The following is a 24,796-nucleotide window of genomic DNA, read 5'->3' on the forward strand; positions in this document are numbered from 1 at the left end:
TTGTGGGGAGTCCACGGAGCCGCGCTCGGCGACGGTCACCATCCTGGCCACCCACGCCCTGACGACCCGGATGCGTCAGGCCGCCGTGCCCTCGAGTCTGCTTCGGACAACGGCCGTTCCGCCGACCCGGGTCAAGATGCCCTCCGGGGTGGTTGTCGCGGTGGCGAACACCAGGGACGGGCGCCCGGCCGAGTGTCCCTGTTCGACTTCGACGCTGCTCCGGCCATGTGTCACATGAAGATGCGCGGCGAGGCATCCGCTGCTGTTGGCGTTGACGACATCCTCGTCGACTCCGATGGCGGGCGCGAACATGCGCGCCATCGCCCTGCCGTCGACCGGAGACATCGTGTAGACAAAGCAGCCGAGGTAACCGAGGCGGCGGCATTCGGCGGCGAGCCGGGGCAGATCCGGTCGCAGGGAGCGCAGGATCGGCGCCGTCTTGACGGGTACGAGCAGTCGCGGCGTTCCCGGCGACGCGACGCTCGGGGTGTCGTCCGCGGCGATGGCGTCCGGCCGGATACCGAGGGCGCCGAGGACCCCGTCGAGGCCCGCGGGAACGCCGTCCTGAAGACCGATGAGGCCCTGGTCGAACCACACCTCGATGCCGTCGTCGCGCTCGACCGCCGTGGTGCCGAAGACGCGGCCACCGGTCCGCTGGTGCCCGTGATGCTCTGCTGACCCGCGACGGCGCAGCAGGAACGCCTGGGCGGCCACGGTGCCGTGCCCGCAGTTGGTGAGTTCGCCCTGCGTGGTGAAGAACCGGACAGTGTCCGTGCCGGTGTCCACGAACGCCGCGTGTGAGGTACCTGCGTCGCGAACTGCCACGCGGCGTGCGCCATCGTCGAGTGCCGGGTCGTCGATCAGCACGGCGGTGGGGCTGCCGCCTTGTCCCCGGAGCGTGCAGGCGTCGACGATCGTCACGTCGCGGCGGGAGAAGCCAGTCATGCCGGCATTCCTTCGCCGGTGGATGCCGGGCCGCTCCGCGGCTCGCAGACGGTGCGCAGGCTCCACCACTGTCCGAAGAGGTCGACGTGGCCACCAGGGGCCGCCCGGTGCTCGACCCGCGTACCGGTTTCCCGGCCTGGCCGTCCCATAGTCGATTCCGCCCGCCTTCTTCAGCGCCTCGGTCTCCGATACGGTACCGCCTCGCGGTCGTTCGCCTTCTCCGCCGCTGACTAACGCAGCGCCTGGCACCGGCCTCGGGTTCGGCTACCTGGTTGTGATGACCCTGAGCGTTCACCGGGTGTGAGTGCCTGGCTGAGCGCGGCAGCGGCAGTCGGCAAAGGTTGAAGGGCTTAGATGGCGGGCTGTTGCTCAGCGTTGTCCTCGGGGCCGTGGGCTCCGCTCGGCCAGGGCCGGCCGAGCGGAGCAGGTCAGGGAACCTCGGGTCAGCCGAGCGTGGCGGTATCGATGACGAACCGGTAGCGGACGTCGGAGGCGCGGACGCGCTCGTAGGCGTCGTTGATCTTGCCGGTGGAGATGAGTTCGATGTCGGCGCCGATGCGGTGTTCGGCGCAGAAATCGAGCATCTCCTGGGTCTCGCGGATGCCTCCGATCATCGAGTCGGCGTAGGAGCGTCGAGCGCCGATAAGGGAGAAGACGTTGAGGGTCAGCGGCTCGGCGGGGGCACCGACGTTGACGAGGGTGCCGTCGACCGCGAGCAGGCCAGGTAGGCGTCGACGTCGATGGGGGCGCATCCAGCCCACCGGTCCGGCGTACCGGGCTGGGGTTGGCGATCGTACGGCAGATCGTCGAGTCCCACGGCGGGCACGCCACTGTCTTCTCCCGACCGGGCACCGGCAGCACCTTCGTCTGCTGGCTACCGGCCACCGACCGCACGACGACCCGCCTCCGACGACTTCTCCGGTGTGACGACCGAACACACCGCCTACCCGGTCCGGCCGCCCACGTTCTCCGCCGACACATCACTCCGTCAGGGAGGGCGCGGAGCGTGACCCTGCACGGGCCGCGCCCTCCCACTCAACGCCGAGGCCGGCGCCTCAGACTCGGGTCACCCGCACCGCGTCGGCGATCACGTATCCGCCGGCGCTGCTCCAACGGCTCACACCGACCAGGTTGCGGTCGGCGGCAGCGAGGTTGAAGGTGCCGATCGAACGCCAGGCCCCGCCGTTGGTGCGCTGGTCCACGTGCACCGTCTGGTTTCCCGCCGCGGTGACGATCACGTACGGCGTCGCGCTGTTGTAGCCGGGATCCGCCGGGTGCCGCACCTCGATGCGGTAGTTGCCGGACTGCGGGATGCTGACCTTGAACCATGCGGCGTCGCTCGCGGCCACCGGGTTGGCGAACCGATAGTCGGCTCCGTACCGCTGTGCCGAGTAGGTCGAGGTGCCCCAGTTGGTGCTCGCGCTGAAGCGGCCCGCGGTGGCGTTGTCCACGATGGTGCTGTATGCGGGCGGGGGAGTGCTGCCGAGCCCCAGGTATTGCGCGATGCCCTGGGCGTGCCCGTGGGCGGTGGCGGTGATGAAGTCGGCCCGCTTGAGCAGGTTCGCGTCGGCAACGGTGTCGATGAACAGGTTCTCGGTGAGGACCGCCGGCATGGTGGTCTCGCGGAGTACGTGGAAGTTGGCCGTCCGCTGGCCCCGGTCGGTGACCCCACCGATCGACCGCATGCCCGAGAGGACCTTCGAGTGCAGGGCGTTGTGCAGGTTGACGGTAGCCGAATCCGCCGTCGGGTATCGGTAGCTTTCGAAGCCGGTGCCGCCGCCCGAGTTGATGTGGACGCTCACGAACAGGTTGGCGCCCCACGCGTTGGCGTCGTCGGTGCGGTAGGTGAGGCTACGGGTGACGTCGGTCGTCCGTGACATCCGCACGTCGACGCTCCAGTTGGTCAGCAGGATGCTGCGCAACTGCAGGGCGATGTCGAGGGTGAGTACCTTCTCCTGCAGGCCGTTCCCGACCGCGCCGGGGTCGGTGCCGCCGTGCCCCGGGTCGATGTAGACGCGGGGGATCGCGGCCCGGGCCTGGCCGGCGACGACGGGCGCGAACGCGGCGCCGGCGGCGGCGGCCAACAGGGTACGGCGCCGCAGGGGGGTGTTGCTGAGCATGGGTGCCTCTCGGATAGAGGGATGGGCAACGGGGGAGTGTGAGGCGCCCGCCACGACGCCGGTCTGGCGCTGTCTGCCTCCGCCCGGCGAACCTCGCGTACGTGAGCATGCGCGATGACGCCACGCCGTTGAAGGGCCGCGTTCAGCGGTGGCATGCGCGCCTGGCCGGCGTGGCGGCAACCTCAGCTGCCGCCGCCGGCAATGCGCGTGGAGTCCACGGAAGCCTCACGGCGGAGACTGTAACCAGTGTCGATCTATCCGGGAAGGACGTTTACGTGTTCGTATCCTGATCTTGAAGAGGGCTATCGGAGACGGCGCAGGCCTTGCGTGACAGGGCCGGTGGTCGTCCAGGTGTCCACGTCAGGTCCGATTCCCCCGCTCGGCGTGCGAGGGCCGCGCTCAGGGTTCCGGGGGTGGCCGGTGCAGGCCGGTCGCGGCGACGGCCGCGCCGGCCGGGCCGGCGGCGGTGCAGGCGAGCACGCCCGCCGCCCCGGCGCCGGCGGCGAGCGCACCGGCGGCGCTCGGGATGAGCACCTGGCCGAGCCGGTTGCCGGTGAGGCGCAGGGACATCGCCCGGCCGCCCAGCCCACCGGCGGCCGGCCCCGCCGCCTGCCGGTGCTGTGCTGACGGGCGGAGGAACACGGCGGCGACCAGCAGGGGCAGGGTGAGCGCGGTGGCGCCGAGGAAGATCGCCCCGGTGTCCGGGATCGGGTGGTCACCGCCGAAGGCCACGATAAGGCCGGGACCGAACGTCTGGCCGAGCGAGGCGGCGAAGGTGTAGTAGCCGAAAGCCGTGTCGTACCGGTCCGCCGCCGTGCGGTTGGCGACCAGCGCCTGTTGGCCGACCACCGCGAAGAGGTGGCCGGTGCCGAGGACCATGCTGGTCACGACCAGGCCGGCGACCGAGTCGGCGAACAGCACGAAGCAGGCGCCGGCGGCGGCGAGCAGACCCGAGCCGGCCAGCACGATCCGGCGTTCGCCGAACCGGTCGACCGCCTGGCCGGAGGGGACCGCGAGCACCAGCGGCACGACGGCGAAGCTGGCCCCGAGCACGCCGAGCCAGGCCGCCGGCACGTCCAGGTCCAGCGCCCGGTACGCGGACGCCGGGCGCAGCATGAAGGTGACCGCCTGCACCACGACGGTGTGGGCGAGCAGCAGGCCCGTCTGGGTACGCACGGGGACCCCGGTCAGCCCGGGGTCCCCGTGAGCGGTGGTTGGCACTCCACTCAGTCGGCCTTCACCGCGAGCACCGGGCAGGGCACCCGAAGCAGCGCCGCCTCACCAGGGGCCGAGGGGACGTACCACACCAGCACCGTCATCGGGTCACCAGCCTTTCCCGAACAGGTCGAACGACGAAGCGGCCGAGCACCGGCCAGAGCAGCACCACCAGGACCACGGCGTAGATCGTCCAGGACACCCAGCCGCCGATGAGGCCGTGCAGCTCGCCGTCGGAGAGCTGCAACGCCCGCCGGCCCTGCAACTCGGCGCGCGGGCCGAGGATCACCCCGACGATGAGCGGCAGGATCGGCAGCCCGAAGCGACGCATGCCGAAGCCGAGCAGGCGAGGGTGAGCAGCAGGAACAGGTCGAACGGCTGGGCGTTGACGGCGTACGCGCCCATCGAGGCGAAGAAGAGGATCCCGGCGTAGAGGTACGGGCGGGGGATCCGCAGCAGCCGCGCCCAGGCGGGCGCGAGCGGCAGGTTGAGCACCAGCAGCAGCAGGTTGCCCACGAAGAGGCTGGCGATCAACGTCCACACCAGGCCCGACTCCCGCTCGAAGAGCAGCGGGCCCGGCTGGATGCCGTACGGCTGGAAGGCGGCCAGCATCACCGCGGCGGTGGCGTTGGTGGGCAGGCCGATGGCCAGCATCGGCACCAGCGTGCCGGCGGCGGAGGCGTTGTTGGCCGCCTCCGGCCCGGCGACGCCCTCGATCGCGCCCCGGCCGAACTCCTCCGGGTGCCTCGTCAGCTTCTTCTCCGTGGCGTACGACAGGAACGTCGGGATCTCCGCCCCGCCGGCCGGCAGCGCGCCGAACGGGAACCCGTACGCGGTGCCGCGCAGCCACGGCTTCCAGGACCGTTTCCAGTCCTGCTTCCCCATCCACGGCCGTCACCTCGGCGGCGCGGCGGCGCAGGTGCGCGGCGATCCAGAGCGCCTCGCCGACGGCGAAGATGCCGACCGCCACCACGACCACGTCGATGCCGTCGGCGAGCTGCGGGATCCCCAGGGTGAGCCGCTGCTGACCGCTGACCGCGTCGATCCCGACGGTGCCGATGACCAGGCCGACCAGCAGCGAGGCGAAGCCGCGTACCCGGGACGCGCCGAGCACCGCGGTGACCGCCACGAACGACAGCAGCATCAGCGCGAAGTCCGGCGCGGTGACCGGTCCGTTGGCGGCGCCCGGGCGGGGCGGCGGGTCGCCGCCCCGCTCCGGTCGGGTGGTCATGCCGGTTATGCCAGTCAGAGCTGCGCGAGCAGGTCCGCCACCGACTTGTCCTGCTCGGTGAGGAAGGTGGCGAACTGGTCGCCGGTGACGAAGGCGTCGGTCCGACCCTGCTTGGTCAGCTCGGCCTACCACTCGTCCGATTCGTGCATCTTCGTCAGCGCGTCGATCCAGACCTTCTTGTCGGCGTCGCTGATGCCGGGCGGCACGACGATGCCCCGCCAGTTGGTGAAGACGAGGTCGATGCCGGACGACTTCAGCGTCGGCACGTCCTTGAGCGCGTCGATCGGGGCCGCGCTGGTGACCGCGAGGACCCGGATCTGACCGGCCTCGACCTGGTCGAGGAACTCGCCGAAGCCGCTGGCGCCGAGTGCGCCAGCGGTGGGCATCTCCAGGGTCAGCGCCCGTCGCTACCTGGAACACTTCGCCGACACGGGACGGGCGGAGGTCAGCCTCCGGTACGGCTCCGCCGGCTGCCCGGAGCGTCGCTACATCTGGGTCTCCTGACGACCGACGGCTCGGCGCCGCAGACACCTGGCGCCCCGGTACGCGCCTGGCCGTGCTCGCCGCGATCGTCCCAGGACGATTCCGGCATCTGGGCCCTTCCTCCCGGGAAGGACGTTTTCCTCTCTCCCCACGCTCTGTCCGAAGCGTCGGCAGTATGTGCTGATATGAGGAGAATATCGGCTGCGGCAGTACTGGTGATCGCTGTTCTGGCGTCCGGCTGCGACGCGCCGGCGAGGAAGACGACAAGCGAACCGCCCAGCTCCGCCGCCGCCAGCCCCGGACCCCGAAACACACTCACCGTGGTGGCGGCCGGTGACCTGCTCGTACACCCCGCGCTCACCGAGCAGGCAGCCGCCGATGCGCGCCGAGCAGGACGCGACGGCCACGACTTCACCCAGGTGCTCGCCGCGGTCCGCGCCCGCGTGAGCGCCGCCGATCTGGCCATCTGCCACATGGAGACGCCCCTGGCCGAGCCCACCGGCCCGTTCACCGGCTGGCCGAACTTCAGCGTGCCTCCCGCACTGGCCGACGCCGCCGCATGGGCAGGCTTCGACACCTGTTCCACCGCTTCCAACCACTCTCTGGACACCGGGTCGAGGGGCATCGCCCGCACTCTCGACAACCTCGACCGGGTGGGCCTGCGGCATACGGGCACGGCCCGGACCGCGGCGGAGAGCCAACGCCCGAATGTCATGGACGTGGGCGGCGTCAAGGTCGGACAACTCTCGTACACCCTGAGCTTCAACGACATCCCGCTGCCACCGGGACGACCGTGGGCGGCCAACCTGATCGACGCGGACGCCATCCTCGCCGAAGCACGGCGGGCCCGCGTCGCCGGCGCGGAGATCGTCATCCTGTCGATGCACTGGGGCACCGAGTACCAGAACGAACCGAACGCCGACCAGGTCGACCTCGCGAGCCGGCTGCTGTCCTCGCCCGACATCGACCTGATCGTCGGCCACCATGCGCACGTGGTGCAGCCCTTCGAGAAGGTCGGCGCGAAATGGGTCGCCTACGGCATGGGCAACCTGACCACCCGGTTCGGTGACGGCTCGGCAGAAAATACTCAGGACGCGGTCGTGCCGGAGTTCACCTTCACCCGCACCCCGTCCGGTGGGTGGGAGGTCACCGGCGTGACCGTGCTGCCAACCTGGATGGAGTACCGACCGCGGGCCCGCGTCGTCGACCTGGCCGCCGCCCTGAGTGACCCGATGGTGCCCGCCCCGCGCCGGGCGCACTACGCCGCGATCGCACGGCGGATCAACGGATACGTCGACCTGCGGGATGCCTTCTCCGCCGGGCTGCGGATGCCGCACCAATGATCGAGCTGGATGATCTCGTCCTGCTCGGCCTGGATGGTCGCGCCGACGTCGCGTATCCCGTCACAAGGACCCGCCCTCTCGGGCCAGACGGCGCGTTTGGTCGACGGGCCGCCGAACCACTTGAGCAGGTGGCTGAGCAGATCCTGCTGATCTTCACCGACCCGCGCCACGTGGCCGCAGGCCGAGCAGTTCGTGGCCCTCGCCGAAGTCGTACGAATCCCCATCGCGGTGATCTTCTCGACCAGGTACCGGTTCACGTTCCTTCACGGGCCCGTGTGGATGTTCCCTCCTGCGAGGGAGGGGACCGCCCCTCATAGGGGAAGCGCGGTCCCGGGCAGGAGGCGGAGCCTAGGGGCATGATCAAGAGAAAATTGACGGTCGGCGCCGGATGGTCGATGGCGGCCATCGGCGTCCTGCACACCGCAGTCTTCCTGCCCCACCCCTACTGGAGCGAGTGGCTCACCGGCGGGCTGCGCTCGGGCGAAGGCGGCGACGCGTCCCTGTCCGTGTTCTGGGCGTTGCCCGGGGGCTTCGTCGTCCCCCTGGTCCTGTTCGGCCTCCTGGTGGCGCGGCTGGGGCGGCGCGGCGAGCGCGCGCCCGCTTACGCCGGCTGGGCACTGGGCGGCTGGGCGGCCGGATGCGCACTGCTCGTCGGTCCCAGCGGCTTCCTGCTGGGCCTCATCCCGGCCGGACTGCTCATCGCCGAAGACCTGCTGGCACGCCGCCGAGGCGGCGGGCGCGGCGTAACGGGGCCGGTGGTCGGGCGGGAGGAACACGCGCGCTGATCGCCGCCAGCACGGCAGCCGCCTCCGGGTGAAGATGGCGGAGTCCAGGTCAACACGGCGGAGCCGGGTGCCAGGGAAGGCCGTAGGCCCGCTGCGGCAGGCCCCGCCGGTCATGGTGGCGTTCGTCGATACCCTGACCAGATGCGCCCTTTCCGTGCGAGCCTCGGACCGCTGCTGCTACTTGCCCTCGCCGCCTGCTCGGGCCCCGACACGGCCGCGACCGCGCCTTCCTCGTCGCCGGCCGCGCCGCCCCGGCCCGGGCGGCTGGTGTCGAGCACCCACCCGTACACCGCCGACGGCCCCGCCACGCCCACGGACTACGGCGCTCCCGGTACACCACACGCAAAAATCATGCGTGAGCTGCAACAGCAGGTGCTGAACCAGGCCGGCGCGCCCGCGCACACGTCGGTGACTTGCGACAAGAAGTTCATCACCGGCAACGTGACGGCGAGGTGCACGGTGAAGTTCGACGACCTCGCGGTGCCGATGGACGTGACCGCCTCGATCGCCGACCAGTACCTGACCTGGTCCGCCACCGCCTCGGTCGGCGTGCTGTCCCGGACGAACGTGGACTGGCTGTGGAACAGCGAAGCATTCAACAACAACGCCCGGCTGGGCACCGCGATGTGCGACGCCGCGATGCCCGACCAGGCGCTGTTCCCCTTCGGCACGACGCCGTTCTTCTGCTGGTACACCACCGCGGAAGGCGCCGTGGTGGAGAAGCTGGTGTCGGTCGGCCGGCAGGGCATCACCTTCGAGAAGGCCTGACCGAGCCATGAGGAGGCACTGCACCGGCCACTTGTCCTGATCCCCGCTCTGCGCGGACACGCCCTGCGCGACCCCTACCTCGGGTCGGTGCTGTGGTCCTCCGCGTTCCGCGTCCGACGGCGCCTGGCCCCCGTGGGAGCGTGCCCGGCCCACCAAGTAGTGCCGACGTGAGCCAGGTTCGCCCCGCCGGGGCATATCACCTCGACGAATGCGAACCGGACGGGGACCCCCCGTATCGGGTCAACCCGACGGCTCTGCTGTAATCATCAGGCTTCGTACGCAGAGCGAGCACTCGGCTCCGATGCGTTCGTCAATTGTCACATTCATGCAACGTAGCCGCCCCTTGACCCTCGCGTGGGCGCCGGGAAGCATCGATGAAGCGGCGTCCCGGGCCGTGGGGAGATACCCGGACCAGCCAAGGAGGACCATGTCGGTCAGCCCCGCCTCGTCGCGCGCCGGATGGCATACGTCCCAGCCCGCTGTTCCCGGTCGGCCCCCCGGCGGCCAGCGCCGCCCCGCCAACACGGCCGCCCCGATGCTCACGGTGACGCTGAACATCCCGCTGGCCTGCGAGGAGTCGCTGACCCCACCCGCCCGTCGGCTGCTGGAGGCCGCCCGGGAGATGCTCGAACGCGGTGAGGGCACCATCACGGCCGCCACCGTGGAGCGTCGGCCCGACGCCGTGCCGGCCGGCCGGTCGCCGTCCCGCCCGGCCACCGCCCCCACGATCCCCGCCCTGCACGTCCTCGCCTCGTCCCGCTCCGTGCTGCGCGACGGCGAGCCGTTGCCGCTGACCCGGCTGGAGTTCGACCTGCTGCTGCACCTGGTCGCCCACCCTCGCCGGGTGTTCACCCGGTTGCAGCTGCTCAACGCGGTGTGGGGCTACGAGCACGCCGGGGTGCGCACGGTCGACGTGCACGTCCGCCGCCTGCGCGGCAAGGTCGGCGTCGACGTCCCGTTGGTCACCACCGTCTACGGCGTCGGCTACCGGCTGGCCGACGACGCCCGCGTCACCATCGACCGCAGCGGCTGACCTCGCGCCCGGAGTGGCCCGTTCGCGGGGGGAGTCGCGCCGGGCGCGACCGGGCGGTGACCGCCCGGCCCCACCCCCGCAGCCGGCCGGCCCGTGGGACCGCCGGCCCAGGGGGCACGATGGTCGGATGCGGATCCGTCCCATCACCCCGGACCGGCTGGTCACCGAGCTGACCGAGCGGCTCGCCGGCGCCGTGGGCGCCGGGCGGCTGCGCGTGGCCGTCGACGGCCCGCCCGCCGCCGGCCCGGACGCGCTGGCCGCCGCGCTGGTCGACCCGCTGCGCGCGCTCGGCCGGCCCGTGCTGCACGTGCGCGCCGACGACTTCCTCCGCCCCGCCTCCGTCCGCCTTGAGCACGGCCGGACCAACCCCGACGCGTACTACGAGGGATGGGTCGACGAGGCGGGGCTGCGCCGGGAGGTGCTCGACCCGGCCGGGCCGGACGGCTCCGGGCGGGTGCTGCCCTCGCTCTGGGACGCCCGCGCCGACCGGGCCAGCCGCGCCGCGTACGTCGACCTGCCACCCGGGGGCGTCCTGCTGGTCAGCGGGGCGCTGCTGCTCGGCGGAGGCCTGCCCTTCGACGTCACGGTCCACCTGGTGCTCTCCCCGGCGGCCCTGGCCCGGCGTACCGACCCGGCGCTGCGGTGGACGCTGCCCGCCTTCGCCCGGTACGCCGACGAGGTGGCTCCGGCCTCGTTCGCCGACGTCGTGGTGCGCGCCGACGACCCCCGACACCCGGCGCTGGTGGAATCCGCGGTGTCCTCCTGACCGCCGCGATGTCCCGAAAAGTGGCCGGTTTGATCGTCGGCGGGCCGGGGTATTCGGCCGGCTCACAGAGCACGGGTGATCCACCCGCGCGCAGACGACCACGGCCCGGGCGCACGCACCGGCGCCCCGACGGACCTTGAGGCCCAGAAAGGCAGGCAGCGATGCTCGTCCACGACAAGGTCGGTACGGGCCGATCCCAGGCGGAGATCGACCAGATCCGGCGCTCCCTGCAGGCCCGCTACGACGAGCTGTCCGCGGAGTACGAGCAGGCGGTGGTGCAGAGCCAGGTGCTGCGGCTGGTGGAGGTCGGCGACACCGCCGGCGACGACCAGGCCGACAGCGGCACCAAGACGGCCGAACGGGACACCGCGCAGTCCCTGCTGCGGACCATCCTCGACCGCCGCGCCCAGTACGAGCACGCCCTCACCAGGCTGGCGGAGGGCACGTACGGCTTCTGCGAGGGCTGCTCCGCGGCCATCCCGGTCGAGCGGCTGGAGATCTTCCCCTCCGCCACCACCTGTGTGCAGTGCAAGCAGAACCGGGAGCGCCGGGCGGCCTGACGCGAGCGGTTGCCGGTCGGTCCGGGACGCGGTGAACTCCACCCATGGGTGAGATCAAGGTGGGCACCGCCTCCTGGACCGACCGCACGCTGCTGGACTCCGGCTGGTACCCGCAGACCGCCGACACCCCGGAGAAGCGGCTGGCGTACTACGCCCGGCAGTTCCCACTCGTCGAGGTGGACGCCACCTACTACTCGCCGCCCGCCAAGCGGACGGCGCGGCTGTGGGCCGAGCGCACCCCGGCCGGTTTCACCTTCAATGTCAAGGCGTTCAGCATGCTCACCGGGCACCCGACCCGGGTTGACGCCCTCTACTCCGACATCCGGCCCGAGACGGAGAAGAAGAACCTCTACCCGGACGACCTGCCGCCGCAGGCGTACGAGGAGGTCTGGACGCGGTTCCTCAGCGCGCTGGACCCGCTGGTCGAGGCGGGCAAGCTCGGCGCGCTGCTGTTCCAGTTCCCGCCCTGGTTCACCATCCGCCGGGACAACAAGCAGTACCTCCTGGAAGTGGCGAAGCGCTGCGCCCCGCTGCGCCCGGTCTACGAGTTCCGGCACGCCTCCTGGTTCGCCGGCGACAACGCCGACGAGACGCTCGTCTTCCTGCGCCAGCACGAGCTGGCGTACGTCTGCGTTGACATGCCGCAGGGGCACCGCTCGTCGGTGCCGCCGGTGCTGGCCGCCACCGCGGACCTGGCGGTGGTCCGCTTCCACGGGCACAGCGACAAGTGGACCAGCAAGGACATCCACGAGAAGTTCGGCTACCACTACTCCGACCGGGAGTTGCGCGACTGGGCGCCGAAGCTGCGCGAGCTGGCCGACTCCACGGGGCAGACCCACGTGCTGATGAACAACTGTTATCGGGACTACGCGCAGACCAACGCCGCCACCCTCGCCGGGCTGCTCGACGCCGGCTGAGCCGCGCCCCGGTCTCATCCCGTCCGGGTGAGGCCCGCTCACCCCGCCGCCGCCCAGCATGGAGGGTGCGTGCGGTCGACGCGACCGCGGAACCGACACCACGGAGGTGGCTGGAGATGACGGTTCGGGTGGTACCGGATCGACGACGCGGCGCCGTGCTGCACGTCGTCGGGTCGTCCGGCGACGCCCGGTGGGTGCCGCGCGCCGACCGGGTCAGGCCGACCCGGCAGCCGCGCGGCCCGGTGGGGCCGCCGCGACGTGACGACGACCGACGGTGGGAGACCGACGTACGGGGGTGGAGAGATGGCTGAGCAGTTGCAGTCGGCAATCGAGTCCTCGATGCAGAAGACCAACGAGATGTTGAGGGACATCGAGCAGGCCTACGGCTGGCCGAAGGAGCACCGCAACCAGTCCTACTGCGCGATGCGCACGGTGCTGCACCTGTTGCGCGACCGGATGCCGGTGCAGGAGAGCGTGGAGTTCGCCGCGCAGTTGCCGGTGGTGGTGCGGGGGATCTACTTCGACGGCTGGAAGCCGATGGACGTGCCGGTCAAGCTGAACCGGGACGACTTCCTGCTGGAGGTCCGGCAGCGCTTTCCGTACGACGTCGAGGGCGGCCCGGAGCGGGTGGTGCAGGTGGTGCTGGACACCCTGCGCCGGCACGTGACCCAGGGCGAGTGGCAGGACGTGAAGGACACCATGCCCAAGGACATAGCCCGGATGATTCCCTGACCGGCTCGTCGACGAGGGCTCGCTCCACCGGCGTGGGGCGGGCCGCTCGCGCGTTCCGGCGGATTCACCTCGACCGTGGTGCGAGCAGGATCGTCGTGGCAGCCCTACCAGAGGTCGAAGTGGAAGACCTCGAAAACGGCGCCATAGCGGACGCCGAGCCGGGCGCCGGCGGGCCGGCCCAGCCCCTCGAGGAACTCCTCGGCGTCGAAGCTGCCGTCGCCCAGCCCGGCCAGGTACGCGTCGTGCGCCCGCAGCGAGGCGACTCCCCGGTCGAAGGTGTCGGTGACGTCCACCCCGTGGGCGGCGAGCGGGGAGGAGGCAGCCCACACCTGGCGTACCCCGCCCCACGGTTCGACGCCGTCGGCGAGCTGCTCGGGGAAGACCCAGCGGTTGCCGGCGTCGCGGACGGCGTCCAGCACCGCCCGCCCGGTGGCGATGTGGTCGGCCTGGTTCAGCGCGTACGCCCCATCCCAGGTGTCGCGGAAGTTGTTGGTGATGACGATCTCGGGGCGATGCCGGCGCACCACCGCGGCCAGCTCGCGGCGCAGCGGCACACCGTACTCCAGGATGCCGTCGGGCAGGCCGAGGAACTCCACCGTGTCCACCCCGACCAGCGCGGCGGACGCCCGCTGCTCCTGCTCACGCACCTGGCGGGCCTGCGCCGGTGGCATCCCGTCGATGCCCGCCTCGCCGCTGGTGACCAGGCAGTAGACGATCTGCTTGCCCTGCGTCGTCCAGCGCGCGACCGCGGCGGCGGCGCCGAACTCCAGGTCGTCGGGGTGCGCCACGATCGCCAGCGCGCGCTGCCACTGCTCGGTCACGGGCTCCAGCGGCCCCGGCGCCTCGGTCATCGCCACCTCCTCGTCGGCCTGACCATCCTGACACCGGCGGTGCCGGCCCCGCCGCCCGGCACCGGGGACCGCGGGTGAACGTCTGCCTCGACCGTCCTGCCGTACCGCCGAACTGACCGCCCACCCGGCACGGCGAACCGCCGGTGTGAGCCGGAAAGGGCGTCTACGGTGTGGTTAGAGAAGATCGGGCGTGGGGTACCGCCCGCTGCACGACGGACCCCGGCGTACGGGCGGGGCGGCACATCCGAGGGAGCACCGATGGCACTCAACGACGACGACATGCAGACCACCGCCGGCGGTGGCCTCGAGGGCCCGGCCGACGGCGGCGCGACCCCCGGCCAGCAGGACGGAGGTGCCGACGGCAGTGCGGACCGGGGTGCCGACAAGGGTGCGGACCGGGGTGCCGACAAGGGTGCGGACCGGGGTGCCGACAAGGGTGCGGACCGGGGTGCCGACAAGGGTGCGGACCGGGGCGCCGACAAGGGTGCGGACCGGGGCGCGGAGGGCCCGGCGGACGGCGGTGCCACCCCGGGCCAGCAGGACGGCGGTGCCGACGGCGGGGCGGAGGGCCCGGCCGACGGCGGTGCCACCCCCGGTCAGCAGGACGGCGGCGCCGACGGCAGCGCCTCCTGACGGAACGCCGTGACCCACATCGTCCCGCCGGGCGGCGACGGCCGCCCGGCGGTTCCGTCCGCACCCACGACCGCGCTGACCCGCTGCGTGTCGGCCGAGCCGGCGAAGTTCGCCGCCGCCCACTGGGGACGCACGCCGCTGCTGTCCCGCGCCGACGAACTGCCCAACCCCGCCGGGTTCGCCGACCTGCTCAGCCCCGCCGACGCCGACGAGCTGCTCAGCCGGCGCGGGCTGCGTACCCCGTTCCTACGCATCGCCAAAGACGGCCAACTCGTCCCGGCGGCGCGCTTCACCGGCGGCGGCGGCGCCGGGGCCGAGATAGGCGACCAGGTCCTCGACGAGCGGGTCCTGGAGCTGTACGCCGGCGGCGCCACCCTGGTGCTGCAGGGCCTGCACCGCACCTGGCCGGCCCTGATCGACTTCGCCCGCGACCTCGGTGTCGCGGTCGGGCAGCCGCTACAGGTCAACGCCTACCTGACCCCCGCCGGCAACCAGGGCTTCGCCACCCACTACGACACCCACGACGTCTTCGTCCTCCAGGTCGACGGCCGCAAGCACTGGCGGATCCACCCGCCCGTGCTGCCCGACCCGTTGGAGAAGCAGACCTGGGGCGGGCGGGCCGACGAGGTCGCCGCCACCGCTGACGGCCCGCCCGCGCTCGACGTGGTGCTCGGCCCCGGCGACGCGCTCTACCTGCCCCGCGGCTGGCTGCACAGCGCGCAGGCGCAGGAGTCCAGCTCGCTGCACCTGACCGTCGGCGTCCGGGCACTGACCCGGTACGCCCTGATCGAGGAGCTGCTCGCCCTGGCGGCCGAGGACCAGCGGCTACGCGCCACACTGCCGTTCGGCACCGACGTGGCCGACCCGGACGCGATCGAGCCGGAGCTGACCGAGACCGTCGAGGCGCTGCGGGACTGGCTGCTGCGGGCCGACCCCGCGGCGGTGGCCGCCCGGCTACGCCAGCGCGCCTGGCCGGCCGCCCGGCCGGCGCCGATCCGGCCCCTGGCCCAGGCAGCCGCGCTGGCGGCGCTGGACGCCGAAACCCGGCTCGCCCCGCGCCCCGGGCTGCACTGGCAGCTCGCCCCGCAGGGCGACCGGGTGGCGCTGCGCCTGTTCGACCGCACCATCACCCTGCCCGCGTCGTGCGCGCCGGCGGTGCGCGCCCTGCTCACCGGCGAGGCCACCCGGGTCGGCGACCTGCCGGGGCTCGACGACGACGCCGACCGAGTCACCCTGGCCCGCCGCCTGCTCCGGGAGGCCGTCGTCGTCCCCGCCTGACGCCGCACCCCGCGCGGGACGGACACCCTGACGCCCACGCCACCGGCGCGGGGTCAACGCGCGAGGGTCAGCAGCAGGACCGTGGTGAGCAGGCCGGCACCGAGGACCACGGCGACCGGCCGGGGGCCGAGCACCGCGTGCCGGCGGTCGGCCAGGGCCTTCGCCGGCACCAGGCCGACCAGCGGGCCCAGCAGGGTCACCACCAGGGCCAGCACAGGCAGCCCGACCGCGAGCTCGCCGCCGTACCGGTTGCCCGCCGCCCGGGCCGCGCCGCCCAGGGCGTACGCGACCACGGCGCCGGCCACGCCGCAGAGCGCCAGCAGCGGGTTCACCGAACCCGGCAGGTCACCGGGCTGGCGGGTGCGGTTCAGCAGGTCGCGTACGCCGTCCAGCAGCGTCACCGGGTCCGCCGTGGCGCCCGGCGCCGGGGCCGGAGGCCCGCCCGCCCGACGGCCGCCCCCGCCGAGCCGGCCGCGCAGCTGCTGCCACAGGTGGGCGACCTCGGCGTCCACCCGCTCCTGCAGATCCCGCGCCGCCACCAACTCCCGCTCGGCGCGCGCGACCCCGGCCTCGGCCTCGGCGACCGCCCGTTCGGCGGCGGCACACTGCTGCGCGTACCAGGTGTGCGCCTCGGCCCGCTGGTCGCGCACCCGCGCCGTCAGCTCGGCCAGCCGCCGCAGCTGCGCCGCGTACGTCTCACTGGTCAACGGTTCGTTCATCGGGCCGGTCCGTAGGGGATGATCACCTGACCGGTGCGGTGCACCGCCCGGTCGAAGAACAGCCCACGCCAGGGGCGGGGATACCAGTCCGGGCCGCCGGTGCCCGGATAGAGCGACGAGCCCAGTTCGCCGCCGTGCGCGTCCAGCGCCACCCAGGCGCCGATCTGGTCCGTCCGCGCCGCCGGGCCGCCCAGGTCGGCGCGCATCCGGGCGACGCCCCGCCACCAGGCCAGCACGTGCGTACGCCGTTCCGGCCCGTCGTGCAGGATCCGGCGCAACTCCTCCAGCCCGGTACGCCGGCCGACCCGCGCCGCCAGCGCCCCGGCCGCCGCGTCGACCGCGAACAGCAGCAGGTAGTGCGGGGTGCCCGGCGCGCCGAGCCCCTCGGCGGTCTCGGCCATCAGCTCCCCGACGGTCTCCTCGTCGTACCAGGCGGCGTCGTCGGCGAGGTCCTCGTAGAGGGAACGGGCGGCCGGGTCGGCGTCCGGGTCGAGGCAGGCGATGGAGAAGCGGGCCGTGCCGGGGCGGTGCTGCCGGGCCAGCGAGCGGGCCGCCGCGTCGAGCACCGCGCACGCCTCGTCCACCCGCGTGCCGAGCACCGCCAGGTTGCGCCCGGGGGCCCGGGGCAGCCGCAGCACCGCCGAACGGGCCTGCACGTCGATGATCTCGCCGAGCAGCGCGACGGGCGTCCGCGGGTGGCCCGTCTCCGGCGCGGTGAGCGCCCGGAAGTCCGGCGCGTCGGCGAGCCGGGGGATCGCGTCGCCGTCGAAGAGCCGGGCCGGGGCGGCGTCCTGCGGGCGCATCCGCCACAGCCGGTGCTGCAGCTCGCTCCACGTCTCCCAGTCGCTGGCCGACGGGATGCGGGCCACCTGGTTGCCCTCGGCCATGCCCGACTCGGCGTTGACGACCGCGTGGTGGCGGGGCAGCGACTGGGCGGCGTCGTTGCGTTCGGCGAGGATCCGCAGCGCCTTGGGCAGCGCGATGCGCAGCGTGAACTGGGCGACCAGGGCCGGCCGCCCCCAGAGCGCCTCGATGCCGCGCACGTCCTGCGAGGCGAGCACCAGGTGGATGCCCTGGGACCGGCCGCGCCGGGCCAGGTCCTCCAGCAGGTCGGCGGCCTCCCGGGCGACCACGTCGCGCCCGGCCAGCAGCATCTGGAACTCGTCGACCACCGCGACGATCCGCGGCCAGTGCCCCGTCGGGTCGACCGCGCGCAGCTCGGCGAGCTTGGTGACCTCGTGCTTCTTCGCGGCGTCGGCCCGCCGGCGCAGCTCCTCGGCGAGGAAGCGCAGCAGCGCCAGGCCGAACTCCCGGTCGGTGTTGACGTTGATCCCGACGAGCCGCATGTGCGGCAGCCAGCTCGGGTCGCGCCGGCCCTGGGCGAACCGGGCGAAGGAGACCCCCTCCTTGAAGTCCAGCAGGTAGAACTCCAGCTCGGTGGGGGAGTAGCGGGCCGCCAGCGCGCCGATCCAGGCGAAGATCAGGTTCGTCTTGCCGGTGCCGGACGGGCCGCCGATCAGCGCGTGCGGCGGGTAGTCGCCCAGGGTGAGCAGGACCGGCCGGCCGTGCGGCCCCTCGCCGATCGGTGCGGTCAGCCCGGTCGCCGAATCCTCCCGCCACATCTGCTCCGGGGGCGGGAGCAGGTCGGTGAACGGGGTCGGGGCAGGGCCGGCGTTCACCCGCGCCGCCACGTCCCGGCAGGTCTCGGTGACCAGGGCCGCGGGCGGCGGCGGGTCCAGCCGGACCGGCAGCCCACCGATCCGCGCGCCGTCGGGGTCGACCGTCACCCGGGTCACCGTGGAGTCGTCGGGCAGCGACACGCCCCGGACCACCAGGTGCACTCCGCAGGCCGCCCCGGTGCGCACCACCCGGTCGAGCTGGCCGCGCTCGTGCCGGGACAGCTCGTCCCCGCCGAGCAGCACCGCCACCCGCCACGGCTCCGGTCGGCGGCCGGTCGCGGCGGCCAGCTCGCGCAGCGAGCCGTGCTCCCCGGCCAGCACCGTCTCGTTGATCCGGCGGATCTGCTCCACCAGGTCGTCGAGCAGGCGGGCCAGCCCGCCCGGGCCGACGAAGGTGAGCAGCCCGGCGGTGCCGAGCGGGGCGAAGCCGGCCAGTCCGCCGCCCAGGTGCTCCGGGTCGTAGCCGATCAGCCGGACGGCGCCCGTGTCGGCCCGGCCGACGGCACGCAGCAGCAGCGCCGACACCACCGCCTCGCCGCCGTCCCGGTCGTCCCCGGTCAGCTCCACGTGGCCGGCGTCCAGCAGCGGCACCAGCGCCGGCACCGGTTCCGCGCCCGGGATGCGGACCGTGCCGATCCGCAACGCGCCGGGCGGCTCCGCCCGCCGTGTCGGGGTGGGGCGCCACCGCGCCCAGTCGGCGGACGCGGCGCCGGGTGCCTCCCGCCGTGCGGCGTCCGCCGCGCGCCGGGCCAGCTCGGCGATCCGCGCCGCGTGCCGGTCGTCGATGTCGGCCAGCCGGCGGTCCCGCTGCGCGCCCACCCGCTCCGGCACGACCGCCGCGGCCCGCTGCACCTTCGCCAGCCGCTCCCGGGCCGTGGTCAGCTCGGCCTGCGCCGCCGACAGCCGGGTCCGGGTCGTGCCGAGGGCCTCGCCGAGCATGCCCCGGACCCGGGTGACCAGCTGCGTCCGCCGGTCAGCCATCGACGCCCCGCGACCGCGGCTCCCCGGCCCCGCCGGACGCGGGCCGACCCGTCGGCGGGCTCGACCAGGCGCGACCGGCGCCGGGCCGGTCGGCGCCCGCCGCGCCCCGGCCGGCCGTCGGCCCGCCGGGTGTCCCCGGTCCGCCCGGTTCCGGCGGGTCGCCAGGGGCGCCCCGGCCGCCGCCCGCCGGTCCGTTCCGCCGGGCGGCGGCCCGGTCCCGTACCGCGGCGGCCCGCTCGTGCGCCGAGGCCGCCCGCTCGTGCGCCGAGGCCGCCCGGTCGGACGCCGCGGCGGCCCGCTTCCGGGCATCGGCCACCCGGTCCCGCGCGTCGGCGGCGCGCCGCTCCCACTCGGCGTCGGCGGCCCGGTCGCGCGCGGCGTCGGCCCGGCGGTCCCGCTCGGCGGCGGCCTGCCGCTCCCGGCCGGCCTCGGCCTGCCGGTCCCGCTCGCCCTCGGCCGGCAGGTCCCGGCCGAGCCGGGCCAGCAGCACGCCGGCCAGCACCCCGGCGGTGACCGCGGGGTCGGCCGCGTGCGGCTGCTCCGCCTCGCCGCGCCGCGGCGGCGGCATCCGGCAGACCCGGGTCAGGAGGGTGTCCAGCACCGGCGCGGGCAGCCCGGGCAGCAGGTCCCGGACCCGGCCGTCCAGCTCACGGTGCAGTCGCCCGAGGTCGTCGGCGCGCGGCGGGTGCCCCAGCAGCTCCCCGGCCAGGTCGCGCAGCAGCGGCGGCGCCAGCGCGGCCAGGCCGAGGCCGACGTCGGCGTGCACGCGGCGTAGCTCGCGGTGCAGCCGGTCCCGGTCGCCGGCCCGGACCCCGCCCACCACCCGGCGCAGCAGCTCCCGGGAGTCGCCGACCCGCTCGTCGGGCTCGTCCGGCGGCCCCTCCCGGCCGCCGGTCAGCTCGGCCACCCGCACCGACCACCAACGGCGCAGCTTCACCTCGCCGGGCGGCTCGGGCGCCGGGGCGACCGGGGCCGCCTCGCGCGGCGCGTCGTGTGCCGGCCGGCGTCGCTGCCGCTCCGGCCCGGGCGCCGGCGCGCCGTCGGGGCCCAGCCCGATCGCCGCCAGGTACGCCGACAGCTGCTCCTGCGCGACGCGCAGCGCGTAACCGGCGGTCTCGGCGTGCTCGGTGGCGGCGGACAACTCCGGCACACCCATCGGGTCGGCCGACTCCTGGCGCACCCAGCGCAGCCGCTCGGCGGCCAGCCCGAACTTCTCCAATGCCAGGGCGAGCTGGGCGAGCGGCAGGTCCTCGGCGGCGGCGCGGACCTGCCCGCCGATGTCCTCGACGATGGACACGGCCCGGCCTCAGAGCGTCGCGACGTAGAGCTGCGCCTGCTCGACCGCTACGAGTGTCGCGGCGAGGCACTCCTCCAGCTCCTGGCTGGCCTGGGTCAGCGAGGACTGGGCCGCCTCGACCGTCTCGTGCCCGCTGCCCTCCAGCGCGCCGGCCAGTGTCTGCTGCGCCTCGGCCAGCTTCTCACCGGCCGCCTGCACGGCACTCTGGCCGTCGCCGATCTGCTGGAGCGCGACATCGATGGCTGCCTTGAGCTCGGCGACGCTCGCCACGGCGAAACCTCCTGGGGGCGGGGAGGCCTCCATTAGAGCCTATCGGTTGCGGTGAGAGAACATCCGCCCTGTCAGTGTTCCTGCCCCGCTGACCGGTTGTCGACCGGAAGCACCGTGAGTCCGATTAACGGGACTCGCCGGAGGGCTCGGTCCGGTCCCGCAACCAGCGTGGGCCGTACACCTCGGCACCCAGTGCCGCGACCCGTTCCCGCAGCTCACGGTCGGCGGTGACGACCAGCCGGCGGCGCTCCGGCGTGCCGGCGACCAGCTCGACCACGGCGTCGTCCCCGGACCCCGCCGCGGCGACCACCCGGACCCCGGCCGCGCCCGGCACGTCCCGCGCCCGGCCCTCCACCACCAGCACCACCTCCACCGGGGCCGGCAGTTCCGGGGGCAGCCCGTCGTCGGCCACCCGGGCCAGCGAGTCGCGCAGCCGGGCGGTGGCGCCCGCGCGGTCCCGCCACCAGCCGTCCGGGCGGGAACCCACCACGTTGGCGGCGTCCACGATCAGCAGCGGCGTCGGTTCCATGCCGTCAGCCTGCCACCCCGCCCTCCGCCGCCGCGCCACCGCCGACAGGTGTAAGGAAGGGACCCTTCCTCTACCCCAGGCGTTAACAGGGGGCCCTTCCTTACACGCACCCCGCTGGCAGGGTGCCGGGGGTGCGTACGCGGGTTGCCTCGGCGGGCGGCGGCGTTTGTCGGGCCGGCCGCCGGGTAGCCCCTGGCGACCGTGCCGCGCCCGAGCAGCGGAGGACGACATGATGGGACCCGGTGACTTCGGCTCCGACCCGTGGGACGAGTTCCTGGCCCGGTACTTCGGCCGGGGCGAGGGTGGGCGCCGACCCGCGCACCGGGTCGACATCACCCGGCTGATGACCGCCGACGCCCGGGAGATGCTGGCCGACGCGGCCCGGCGGGCCGCCCAGCGGCAGAGCACCGACCTGGACACCGACCACCTGCTGTGGGCGGCGCTGCAACGCGAGCCGCTGCGCGACCTGGTCCGCCGCGCCGGCGCCGACCCGGACACCCTGCTCAACGCGCTCGGCGGGCGCGGCGACGGCGCGCCCCGGGGCGAGGTGCCGCCGAACCTGTCGCTGACGCCGGCGGCGAAGCGGGCGCTGCTCGACGCCCACCAGTTGTCCCGGGCGATGGGCGCGAACTACATCGGCCCCGAGCACATCCTGATGGCGTTGCCGCTGAACCCGGAGTCCCCCGCCGGCCGGATGCTCGCCGCCGGCCGGATCCAGCCCGAGTCCCTGCAGGCGGCCAGCGCCGAGCGCGGGCCGATGGCCGGTCCGAAGCCGGACCGCGGCACCCCCACCCTGGACCAGTACGGCCAGGACCTCACCGACCTGGCCCGCAACGACCAGATCGACCCGGTGATCGGCCGGGCCGACGAGATCGAGCAGGCCGTCGAGATCCTGTCCCGGCGTACGAAGAACAACCCGGTGCTGATCGGCGAGGCGGGCGTCGGCAAGACCGCGATCGTGGAGGGCCTCGCCGAGCGGATCTGCGACGGCGACGTGCCGCAGACGCTGCTCGGCAAGCGGGTGGTCCAGCTCGACCTCGCCGGGCTGGTCGCCGGCACCCGCTACCGGGGCGACTTCGAGGAGCGGCTGAAGAAGGTGATCGACGAGATCCGCGCGCACCGCGAGGAGCTGATCGTCTTCCTGGACGAGATCCACACCCTGGTCGGCGCGGGTGGGGCGGGCAGCGAGGGCGGCATGGACGCGTCCAACATGCTCAAGCCCGCGCTGGCCCGGGGCGAGCTGCGGGTGATCGGCGCGACCACCCTGGACGAGTACCGCAAGAGCATCGAGAAGGACGCCGCGCTGGCCCGCCGGTTCCAGCCGGTGTTCGTGCCGGAGCCCAGCGTGGAGGACACCGTGGCGATCCTGCGCGGCCTGCGGGACCGCTACGAGGCGCACCACCAGGTGCGGTTCACCGACGAGGCGCTGGTCGCCGCGGCCGAGCTGTCCGACCGGTACGTCACCGACCGGTACCTGCCGGACAAGGCGATCGACCTGATCGACCAGGCCGGCGCCCGGGTCCGGCTGCGCACCCGCACGCCGGCCTCCGACGTGCGCGAGCTGGAGACGCAACTCGACGACGTACGCCGGGACAAGGAGCAGGCCGTCGCCGACGAGCAGTACGAGAAGGCGTCCACCCTGCGCGACCGGCTCGCCGAGCTGGAGGAGCAGATCCGCCGCGCCCGGGGCGACGAGGGCACCACCTCGCAGGTGCCGGCGGTGGGGCCGCGGGAGATCGCCGAGGTGGTCTCCCGGGCCACCGGCATCCCGGTCAACCAGCTCACCGAGGAGGAACGCGACCGGCTGCTGCGCCTGGAGGGTTACCTGCACGAGAAGGTGGTGGGCCAGGACGACGCGGTCACCGCGGTCGCCGAGGCGGTCCGCCGCTCCCGGACGGGGCTGTCCGACCCGGAACGGCCGATGGGCAGCTTCCTGTTCCTCGGGCCGACCGGCGTCGGCAAGACGGAGCTGGCGCGGGCCCTCGCGGAGGCGCTCTTCGGCGAGGCCGACCGGATGGTCCGGGTGGACATGAGCGAGTTCCAGGAGCGGCATACGGTGAGCCGGCTCGTCGGCGCCCCGCCCGGGTACGTCGGCTACGAGGAGGCCGGCCAGCTCACCGAGGCGGTGCGCCGCCGCCCGTACGCGGTGGTGCTGCTCGACGAGATCGAGAAGGCCCACCCGGACGTGTTCAACATCCTGCTCCAGGTGCTCGACGACGGCCGGCTCACCGACAGCCAGGGACGTACGGTCAACTTCAAGAACACCGTGCTGATCATGACGAGTAACCTCGGCTCGGAGCTGATCACCGGCACCCAGCGCGCGGTCGGGTTCGGCACCGGCGCGCCGGGCACCGACGCCGAGCGCGAGGAGCTGCGCGAGCGGCTGATGCGCCGGCTCCAGGAGAACTTCCGGCCGGAGTTCCTCAACCGCATCGACGAGGTGATCATCTTCCGCCGGCTGGAGGCCGAGCAGCTGCGCCAGATCACCGAGCTGATGCTGGAGGAGACCCGGCGCCGCCTGCACGCCCAGGACATCGAGGTCGAGTTCACCACCGCCGGCATCGACTGGCTCGCCGAGCACGGCTACCAGCCGGAGTTCGGCGCGCGGCCGCTGCGCCGGGTCATCCAGCGGGAGGTGGACAACCACCTCTCCCGGATGCTGCTGGAATCGGCCATCTCGCCCGGCCAGAAGGTCGTCGTCGACGCCCGCGACGGCCGGCTCGCCTTCGACGTGACCGCCGGCGAGCGCGGATACACCGCGGCCAGCACGTCCCATCCCCGATGACCCGGAGGGCGGACATGACCGAACCCGAGGAGACCCAGGAAGAGACCGACCGCACCGATCCGATCCTGGCGCCGCCGACGGCGAACCCCGCCCGGGTGCAGGTGCCGCCGGAGGGCCTGGGCCAGCAGCAGGGCGACGAGCCGGAGCCGGCGGCGTCCGACCGTCGCCGTCGAGAGGAGGGCTGATGGTACGAGAGCAGCGGCTCGATCCCGAGGTGGAGGTGCTCTGGGACGACTTCCACGCCCAGGTGAACGTCCCGTCGGAGAAGCTGCGGCAGTGGCTGCTCACCCGCGGCTCCGGGGAGGAGGCGTTCGGGCCGAACCCGGACCTCGACCTGCCCGCGCTGGGTCGGGAGATCCTCAAGGTGCTCACCAAGCGCAAGGTCGACCTCACCCCGGAGGACATCAAGGTGATGCAGGACGCGATCGACGAGATCGAGAACCTGCTGGAGGCCAAGCCGGATCGCGGCAACGCCGACGACGAGTGGCGACACTCGCTGCTCGACCTGGGCCACGACGTCCTCGTCGAACGCTGAACCGTCCTCGTCGAACGCTGAACCGTCCTCGTCGACACGCGGGGCCGGCGGCGCCCCGGGAACACCTCCCGGGCGCCGCCGGCCCCGCGTGGTCAACCCTGGTCGCTCTCCAGGCTGCCGATCGTCAGGCCCACGGCGTCGGCCGCCGCCTCCCGGTCGGCGCGCGTCCGCTCCTCCCTGGTGAGCAGCGTGGCGTACTCCGTGACGTCCGCCGGGTCGGGCACCTCCGGCAGGCGGCGCAGGAAGGCCTCCACGTCGCGGGCGGCGGACGAGTGCGCGGCGGCCGCCTGACGGAGGATCTCCCGGTCGTCGGCGGCGGGGTAGAGATCGGTCATGCCCGC

General features: G+C 73.7%; 27 protein-coding genes and 4 pseudogenes. 15 read left to right on the plus strand and 16 right to left on the minus strand.

What is annotated here, in order from left to right:
- Positions 1-75: 75 nt before the first annotated feature.
- Positions 76-945 carry a PhzF family phenazine biosynthesis protein gene (locus tag ACGF5C_RS24975; protein WP_393305328.1) on the minus strand — a complete coding sequence of 290 codons (870 nt, stop codon included), beginning with the start codon at positions 943-945 and terminating at the stop codon, positions 76-78.
- A gap of 443 nt (positions 946-1,388) precedes the next feature.
- Positions 1,389-1,693, minus strand: a pseudogene (locus ACGF5C_RS24980) (alcohol dehydrogenase); the annotation flags it as partial.
- A 21-nt stretch (positions 1,694-1,714) separates the two neighbouring features.
- Between ACGF5C_RS24980 and ACGF5C_RS24985 the strand changes: the two are divergent.
- A pseudogene (locus ACGF5C_RS24985) lies at positions 1,715-2,101 on the plus strand (ATP-binding protein); the annotation flags it as partial.
- Here the strand turns inward: ACGF5C_RS24985 and ACGF5C_RS24990 are convergent.
- The 6 genes and pseudogenes from ACGF5C_RS24990 to ACGF5C_RS25015 all read right to left on the minus strand — a co-directional run bounded on the left by ACGF5C_RS24990 (position 2,001) and on the right by ACGF5C_RS25015 (position 5,897).
- Positions 2,001-3,065, minus strand: coding sequence for an N-acetylmuramoyl-L-alanine amidase (locus tag ACGF5C_RS24990; RefSeq protein WP_393305330.1), 1,065 nt, complete (start codon positions 3,063-3,065; stop codon positions 2,001-2,003). The pseudogene ACGF5C_RS24985 and the gene ACGF5C_RS24990 sit on opposite strands and share 101 nt — an antisense overlap.
- A 399-nt stretch (positions 3,066-3,464) precedes the next feature.
- Complete coding sequence (locus tag ACGF5C_RS24995) at positions 3,465-4,241, minus strand: MFS transporter (RefSeq protein WP_393305332.1); 777 nt, start codon at positions 4,239-4,241, stop codon at positions 3,465-3,467.
- 139 nt (positions 4,242-4,380) lie between these two features.
- Complete coding sequence (locus tag ACGF5C_RS25000; RefSeq protein WP_393305441.1) at positions 4,381-4,611, minus strand: hypothetical protein; 231 nt, start codon at positions 4,609-4,611, stop codon at positions 4,381-4,383.
- Entirely contained in the window at positions 4,566-5,165 is a 600-nt protein-coding gene (locus tag ACGF5C_RS25005) for a tripartite tricarboxylate transporter permease (RefSeq protein WP_393305334.1), read from the minus strand. Before ACGF5C_RS25005 ends, ACGF5C_RS25000 begins: the two co-directional genes overlap by 46 nt.
- An 82-nt stretch (positions 5,166-5,247) precedes the next feature.
- Positions 5,248-5,511, minus strand: a pseudogene (locus ACGF5C_RS25010) (tripartite tricarboxylate transporter permease); the annotation flags it as partial.
- A gap of 125 nt (positions 5,512-5,636) precedes the next feature.
- Complete coding sequence (locus tag ACGF5C_RS25015) at positions 5,637-5,897, minus strand: hypothetical protein (RefSeq protein WP_393305336.1); 261 nt, start codon at positions 5,895-5,897, stop codon at positions 5,637-5,639.
- Between ACGF5C_RS25015 and ACGF5C_RS25020 the strand changes: the two genes are divergently transcribed.
- Together ACGF5C_RS25020 and ACGF5C_RS25025 are read left to right on the plus strand one after the other, a co-directional pair.
- The gene (locus ACGF5C_RS25020) at positions 5,890-6,015 is read left to right on the plus strand and encodes a hypothetical protein (protein WP_393305338.1); all 126 of its coding nucleotides are present in this window, start codon (positions 5,890-5,892) and stop codon (positions 6,013-6,015) included. The genes ACGF5C_RS25015 and ACGF5C_RS25020 overlap by 8 nt on opposite strands.
- Before the next feature lie 302 nt (positions 6,016-6,317).
- Positions 6,318-7,337, plus strand: coding sequence for a CapA family protein (locus ACGF5C_RS25025; protein ID WP_393305340.1), 1,020 nt, complete (start codon positions 6,318-6,320; stop codon positions 7,335-7,337).
- Here the strand turns inward: ACGF5C_RS25025 and ACGF5C_RS25030 are convergent.
- Entirely contained in the window at positions 7,253-7,594 is a 342-nt protein-coding gene (locus ACGF5C_RS25030) for a hypothetical protein (RefSeq protein WP_393305342.1), read from the minus strand. The genes ACGF5C_RS25025 and ACGF5C_RS25030 overlap by 85 nt on opposite strands.
- 99 nt (positions 7,595-7,693) lie before the next feature.
- On the opposite strand from ACGF5C_RS25030, the gene ACGF5C_RS25035 reads away from it, so the two are divergent.
- From ACGF5C_RS25035 to ACGF5C_RS25065, 7 genes are all read left to right on the plus strand, one after another.
- Complete coding sequence (locus ACGF5C_RS25035) at positions 7,694-8,122, plus strand: DUF6463 family protein (RefSeq protein WP_393305343.1); 429 nt, start codon at positions 7,694-7,696, stop codon at positions 8,120-8,122.
- Positions 8,123-8,263: 141 nt separating this feature from the next.
- Entirely contained in the window at positions 8,264-8,890 is a 627-nt protein-coding gene (locus tag ACGF5C_RS25040; protein ID WP_393305345.1) for a hypothetical protein, read from the plus strand.
- Positions 8,891-9,317: 427 nt separating this feature from the next.
- Positions 9,318-9,923, plus strand: coding sequence for a winged helix-turn-helix domain-containing protein (locus tag ACGF5C_RS25045; RefSeq protein WP_393305347.1), 606 nt, complete (start codon positions 9,318-9,320; stop codon positions 9,921-9,923).
- Positions 9,924-10,050: 127 nt separating this feature from the next.
- Positions 10,051-10,689: a uridine kinase gene (locus ACGF5C_RS25050; protein WP_393305348.1), complete on the plus strand. Its 639-nt coding sequence runs from the start codon at positions 10,051-10,053 to the stop codon at positions 10,687-10,689.
- A 161-nt stretch (positions 10,690-10,850) separates the two neighbouring features.
- Positions 10,851-11,249, plus strand: coding sequence for a TraR/DksA family transcriptional regulator (locus ACGF5C_RS25055; RefSeq protein WP_393305350.1), 399 nt, complete (start codon positions 10,851-10,853; stop codon positions 11,247-11,249).
- Between the two features lie 44 nt (positions 11,250-11,293).
- A complete protein-coding gene (locus ACGF5C_RS25060) occupies positions 11,294-12,166 on the plus strand; it encodes a DUF72 domain-containing protein (protein ID WP_393305352.1) in 873 nt (290 codons plus the stop codon).
- 303 nt (positions 12,167-12,469) lie between these two features.
- Positions 12,470-12,898 carry a DUF2267 domain-containing protein gene (locus ACGF5C_RS25065; protein WP_393305354.1) on the plus strand — a complete coding sequence of 143 codons (429 nt, stop codon included), beginning with the start codon at positions 12,470-12,472 and terminating at the stop codon, positions 12,896-12,898.
- Between the two features lie 104 nt (positions 12,899-13,002).
- Here the strand turns inward: ACGF5C_RS25065 and ACGF5C_RS25070 are convergent, their stop codons facing one another.
- The gene (locus tag ACGF5C_RS25070) at positions 13,003-13,749 is read right to left on the minus strand and encodes a PIG-L deacetylase family protein (RefSeq protein WP_393305356.1); all 747 of its coding nucleotides are present in this window, start codon (positions 13,747-13,749) and stop codon (positions 13,003-13,005) included.
- A 258-nt stretch (positions 13,750-14,007) separates the two neighbouring features.
- On the opposite strand from ACGF5C_RS25070, the gene ACGF5C_RS25075 reads away from it, so the two are divergent.
- Positions 14,008-14,382 carry a BatC protein gene (locus tag ACGF5C_RS25075; RefSeq protein WP_393305358.1) on the plus strand — a complete coding sequence of 125 codons (375 nt, stop codon included), beginning with the start codon at positions 14,008-14,010 and terminating at the stop codon, positions 14,380-14,382.
- 9 nt (positions 14,383-14,391) lie between these two features.
- Entirely contained in the window at positions 14,392-15,660 is a 1,269-nt protein-coding gene (locus tag ACGF5C_RS25080; protein ID WP_393305360.1) for a cupin domain-containing protein, read from the plus strand.
- A 53-nt stretch (positions 15,661-15,713) separates the two neighbouring features.
- Here ACGF5C_RS25080 and ACGF5C_RS25085 read toward each other — a convergent pair whose 3' ends face one another.
- From ACGF5C_RS25085 to ACGF5C_RS25105, 5 genes and pseudogenes are all read right to left on the minus strand, one after another.
- A complete protein-coding gene (locus ACGF5C_RS25085) occupies positions 15,714-16,379 on the minus strand; it encodes a hypothetical protein (protein ID WP_393305362.1) in 666 nt (221 codons plus the stop codon).
- On the minus strand, positions 16,376-19,039 hold the full coding sequence (locus ACGF5C_RS25090) for an FtsK/SpoIIIE domain-containing protein (RefSeq protein ID WP_393305364.1): 2,664 nt from the start codon (positions 19,037-19,039) through the stop codon (positions 16,376-16,378). Before ACGF5C_RS25090 ends, ACGF5C_RS25085 begins: the two co-directional genes overlap by 4 nt.
- Positions 19,040-19,313: 274 nt before the next feature.
- Positions 19,314-20,336: pseudogene (locus ACGF5C_RS25095) on the minus strand (hypothetical protein); the annotation flags it as partial.
- Between the two features lie 9 nt (positions 20,337-20,345).
- Positions 20,346-20,606, minus strand: a complete 261-nt coding sequence (locus ACGF5C_RS25100; RefSeq protein WP_089000636.1) for a hypothetical protein — start codon at positions 20,604-20,606, stop codon at positions 20,346-20,348.
- Between the two features lie 124 nt (positions 20,607-20,730).
- Complete coding sequence (locus tag ACGF5C_RS25105) at positions 20,731-21,135, minus strand: hypothetical protein (RefSeq protein ID WP_393305366.1); 405 nt, start codon at positions 21,133-21,135, stop codon at positions 20,731-20,733.
- Positions 21,136-21,364: 229 nt separating this feature from the next.
- On the opposite strand from ACGF5C_RS25105, the gene ACGF5C_RS25110 reads away from it, so the two are divergent.
- Genes ACGF5C_RS25110 through ACGF5C_RS25120 form a run of 3 tightly spaced genes read left to right on the plus strand, consistent with a single transcriptional unit; the run spans position 21,365 to position 24,455 of the window.
- On the plus strand, positions 21,365-23,920 hold the full coding sequence (locus ACGF5C_RS25110) for an ATP-dependent Clp protease ATP-binding subunit (RefSeq protein WP_393305368.1): 2,556 nt from the start codon (positions 21,365-21,367) through the stop codon (positions 23,918-23,920).
- A 14-nt stretch (positions 23,921-23,934) separates the two neighbouring features.
- On the plus strand, positions 23,935-24,105 hold the full coding sequence (locus ACGF5C_RS25115; RefSeq protein WP_350686336.1) for a hypothetical protein: 171 nt from the start codon (positions 23,935-23,937) through the stop codon (positions 24,103-24,105).
- Complete coding sequence (locus ACGF5C_RS25120; RefSeq protein WP_350704392.1) at positions 24,105-24,455, plus strand: DUF3140 domain-containing protein; 351 nt, start codon at positions 24,105-24,107, stop codon at positions 24,453-24,455. Before ACGF5C_RS25115 ends, ACGF5C_RS25120 begins: the two co-directional genes overlap by 1 nt.
- A gap of 92 nt (positions 24,456-24,547) precedes the next feature.
- On the opposite strand, the gene ACGF5C_RS25125 is transcribed toward ACGF5C_RS25120, so the two are convergent.
- Entirely contained in the window at positions 24,548-24,790 is a 243-nt protein-coding gene (locus ACGF5C_RS25125; protein WP_393305370.1) for a hypothetical protein, read from the minus strand.
- Positions 24,791-24,796: the final 6 nt, after the last annotated feature.

Source organism: Micromonospora sp. NPDC047620 (genome assembly GCF_043205005.1).
GTDB lineage: Bacteria > Actinomycetota > Actinomycetes > Mycobacteriales > Micromonosporaceae > Micromonospora.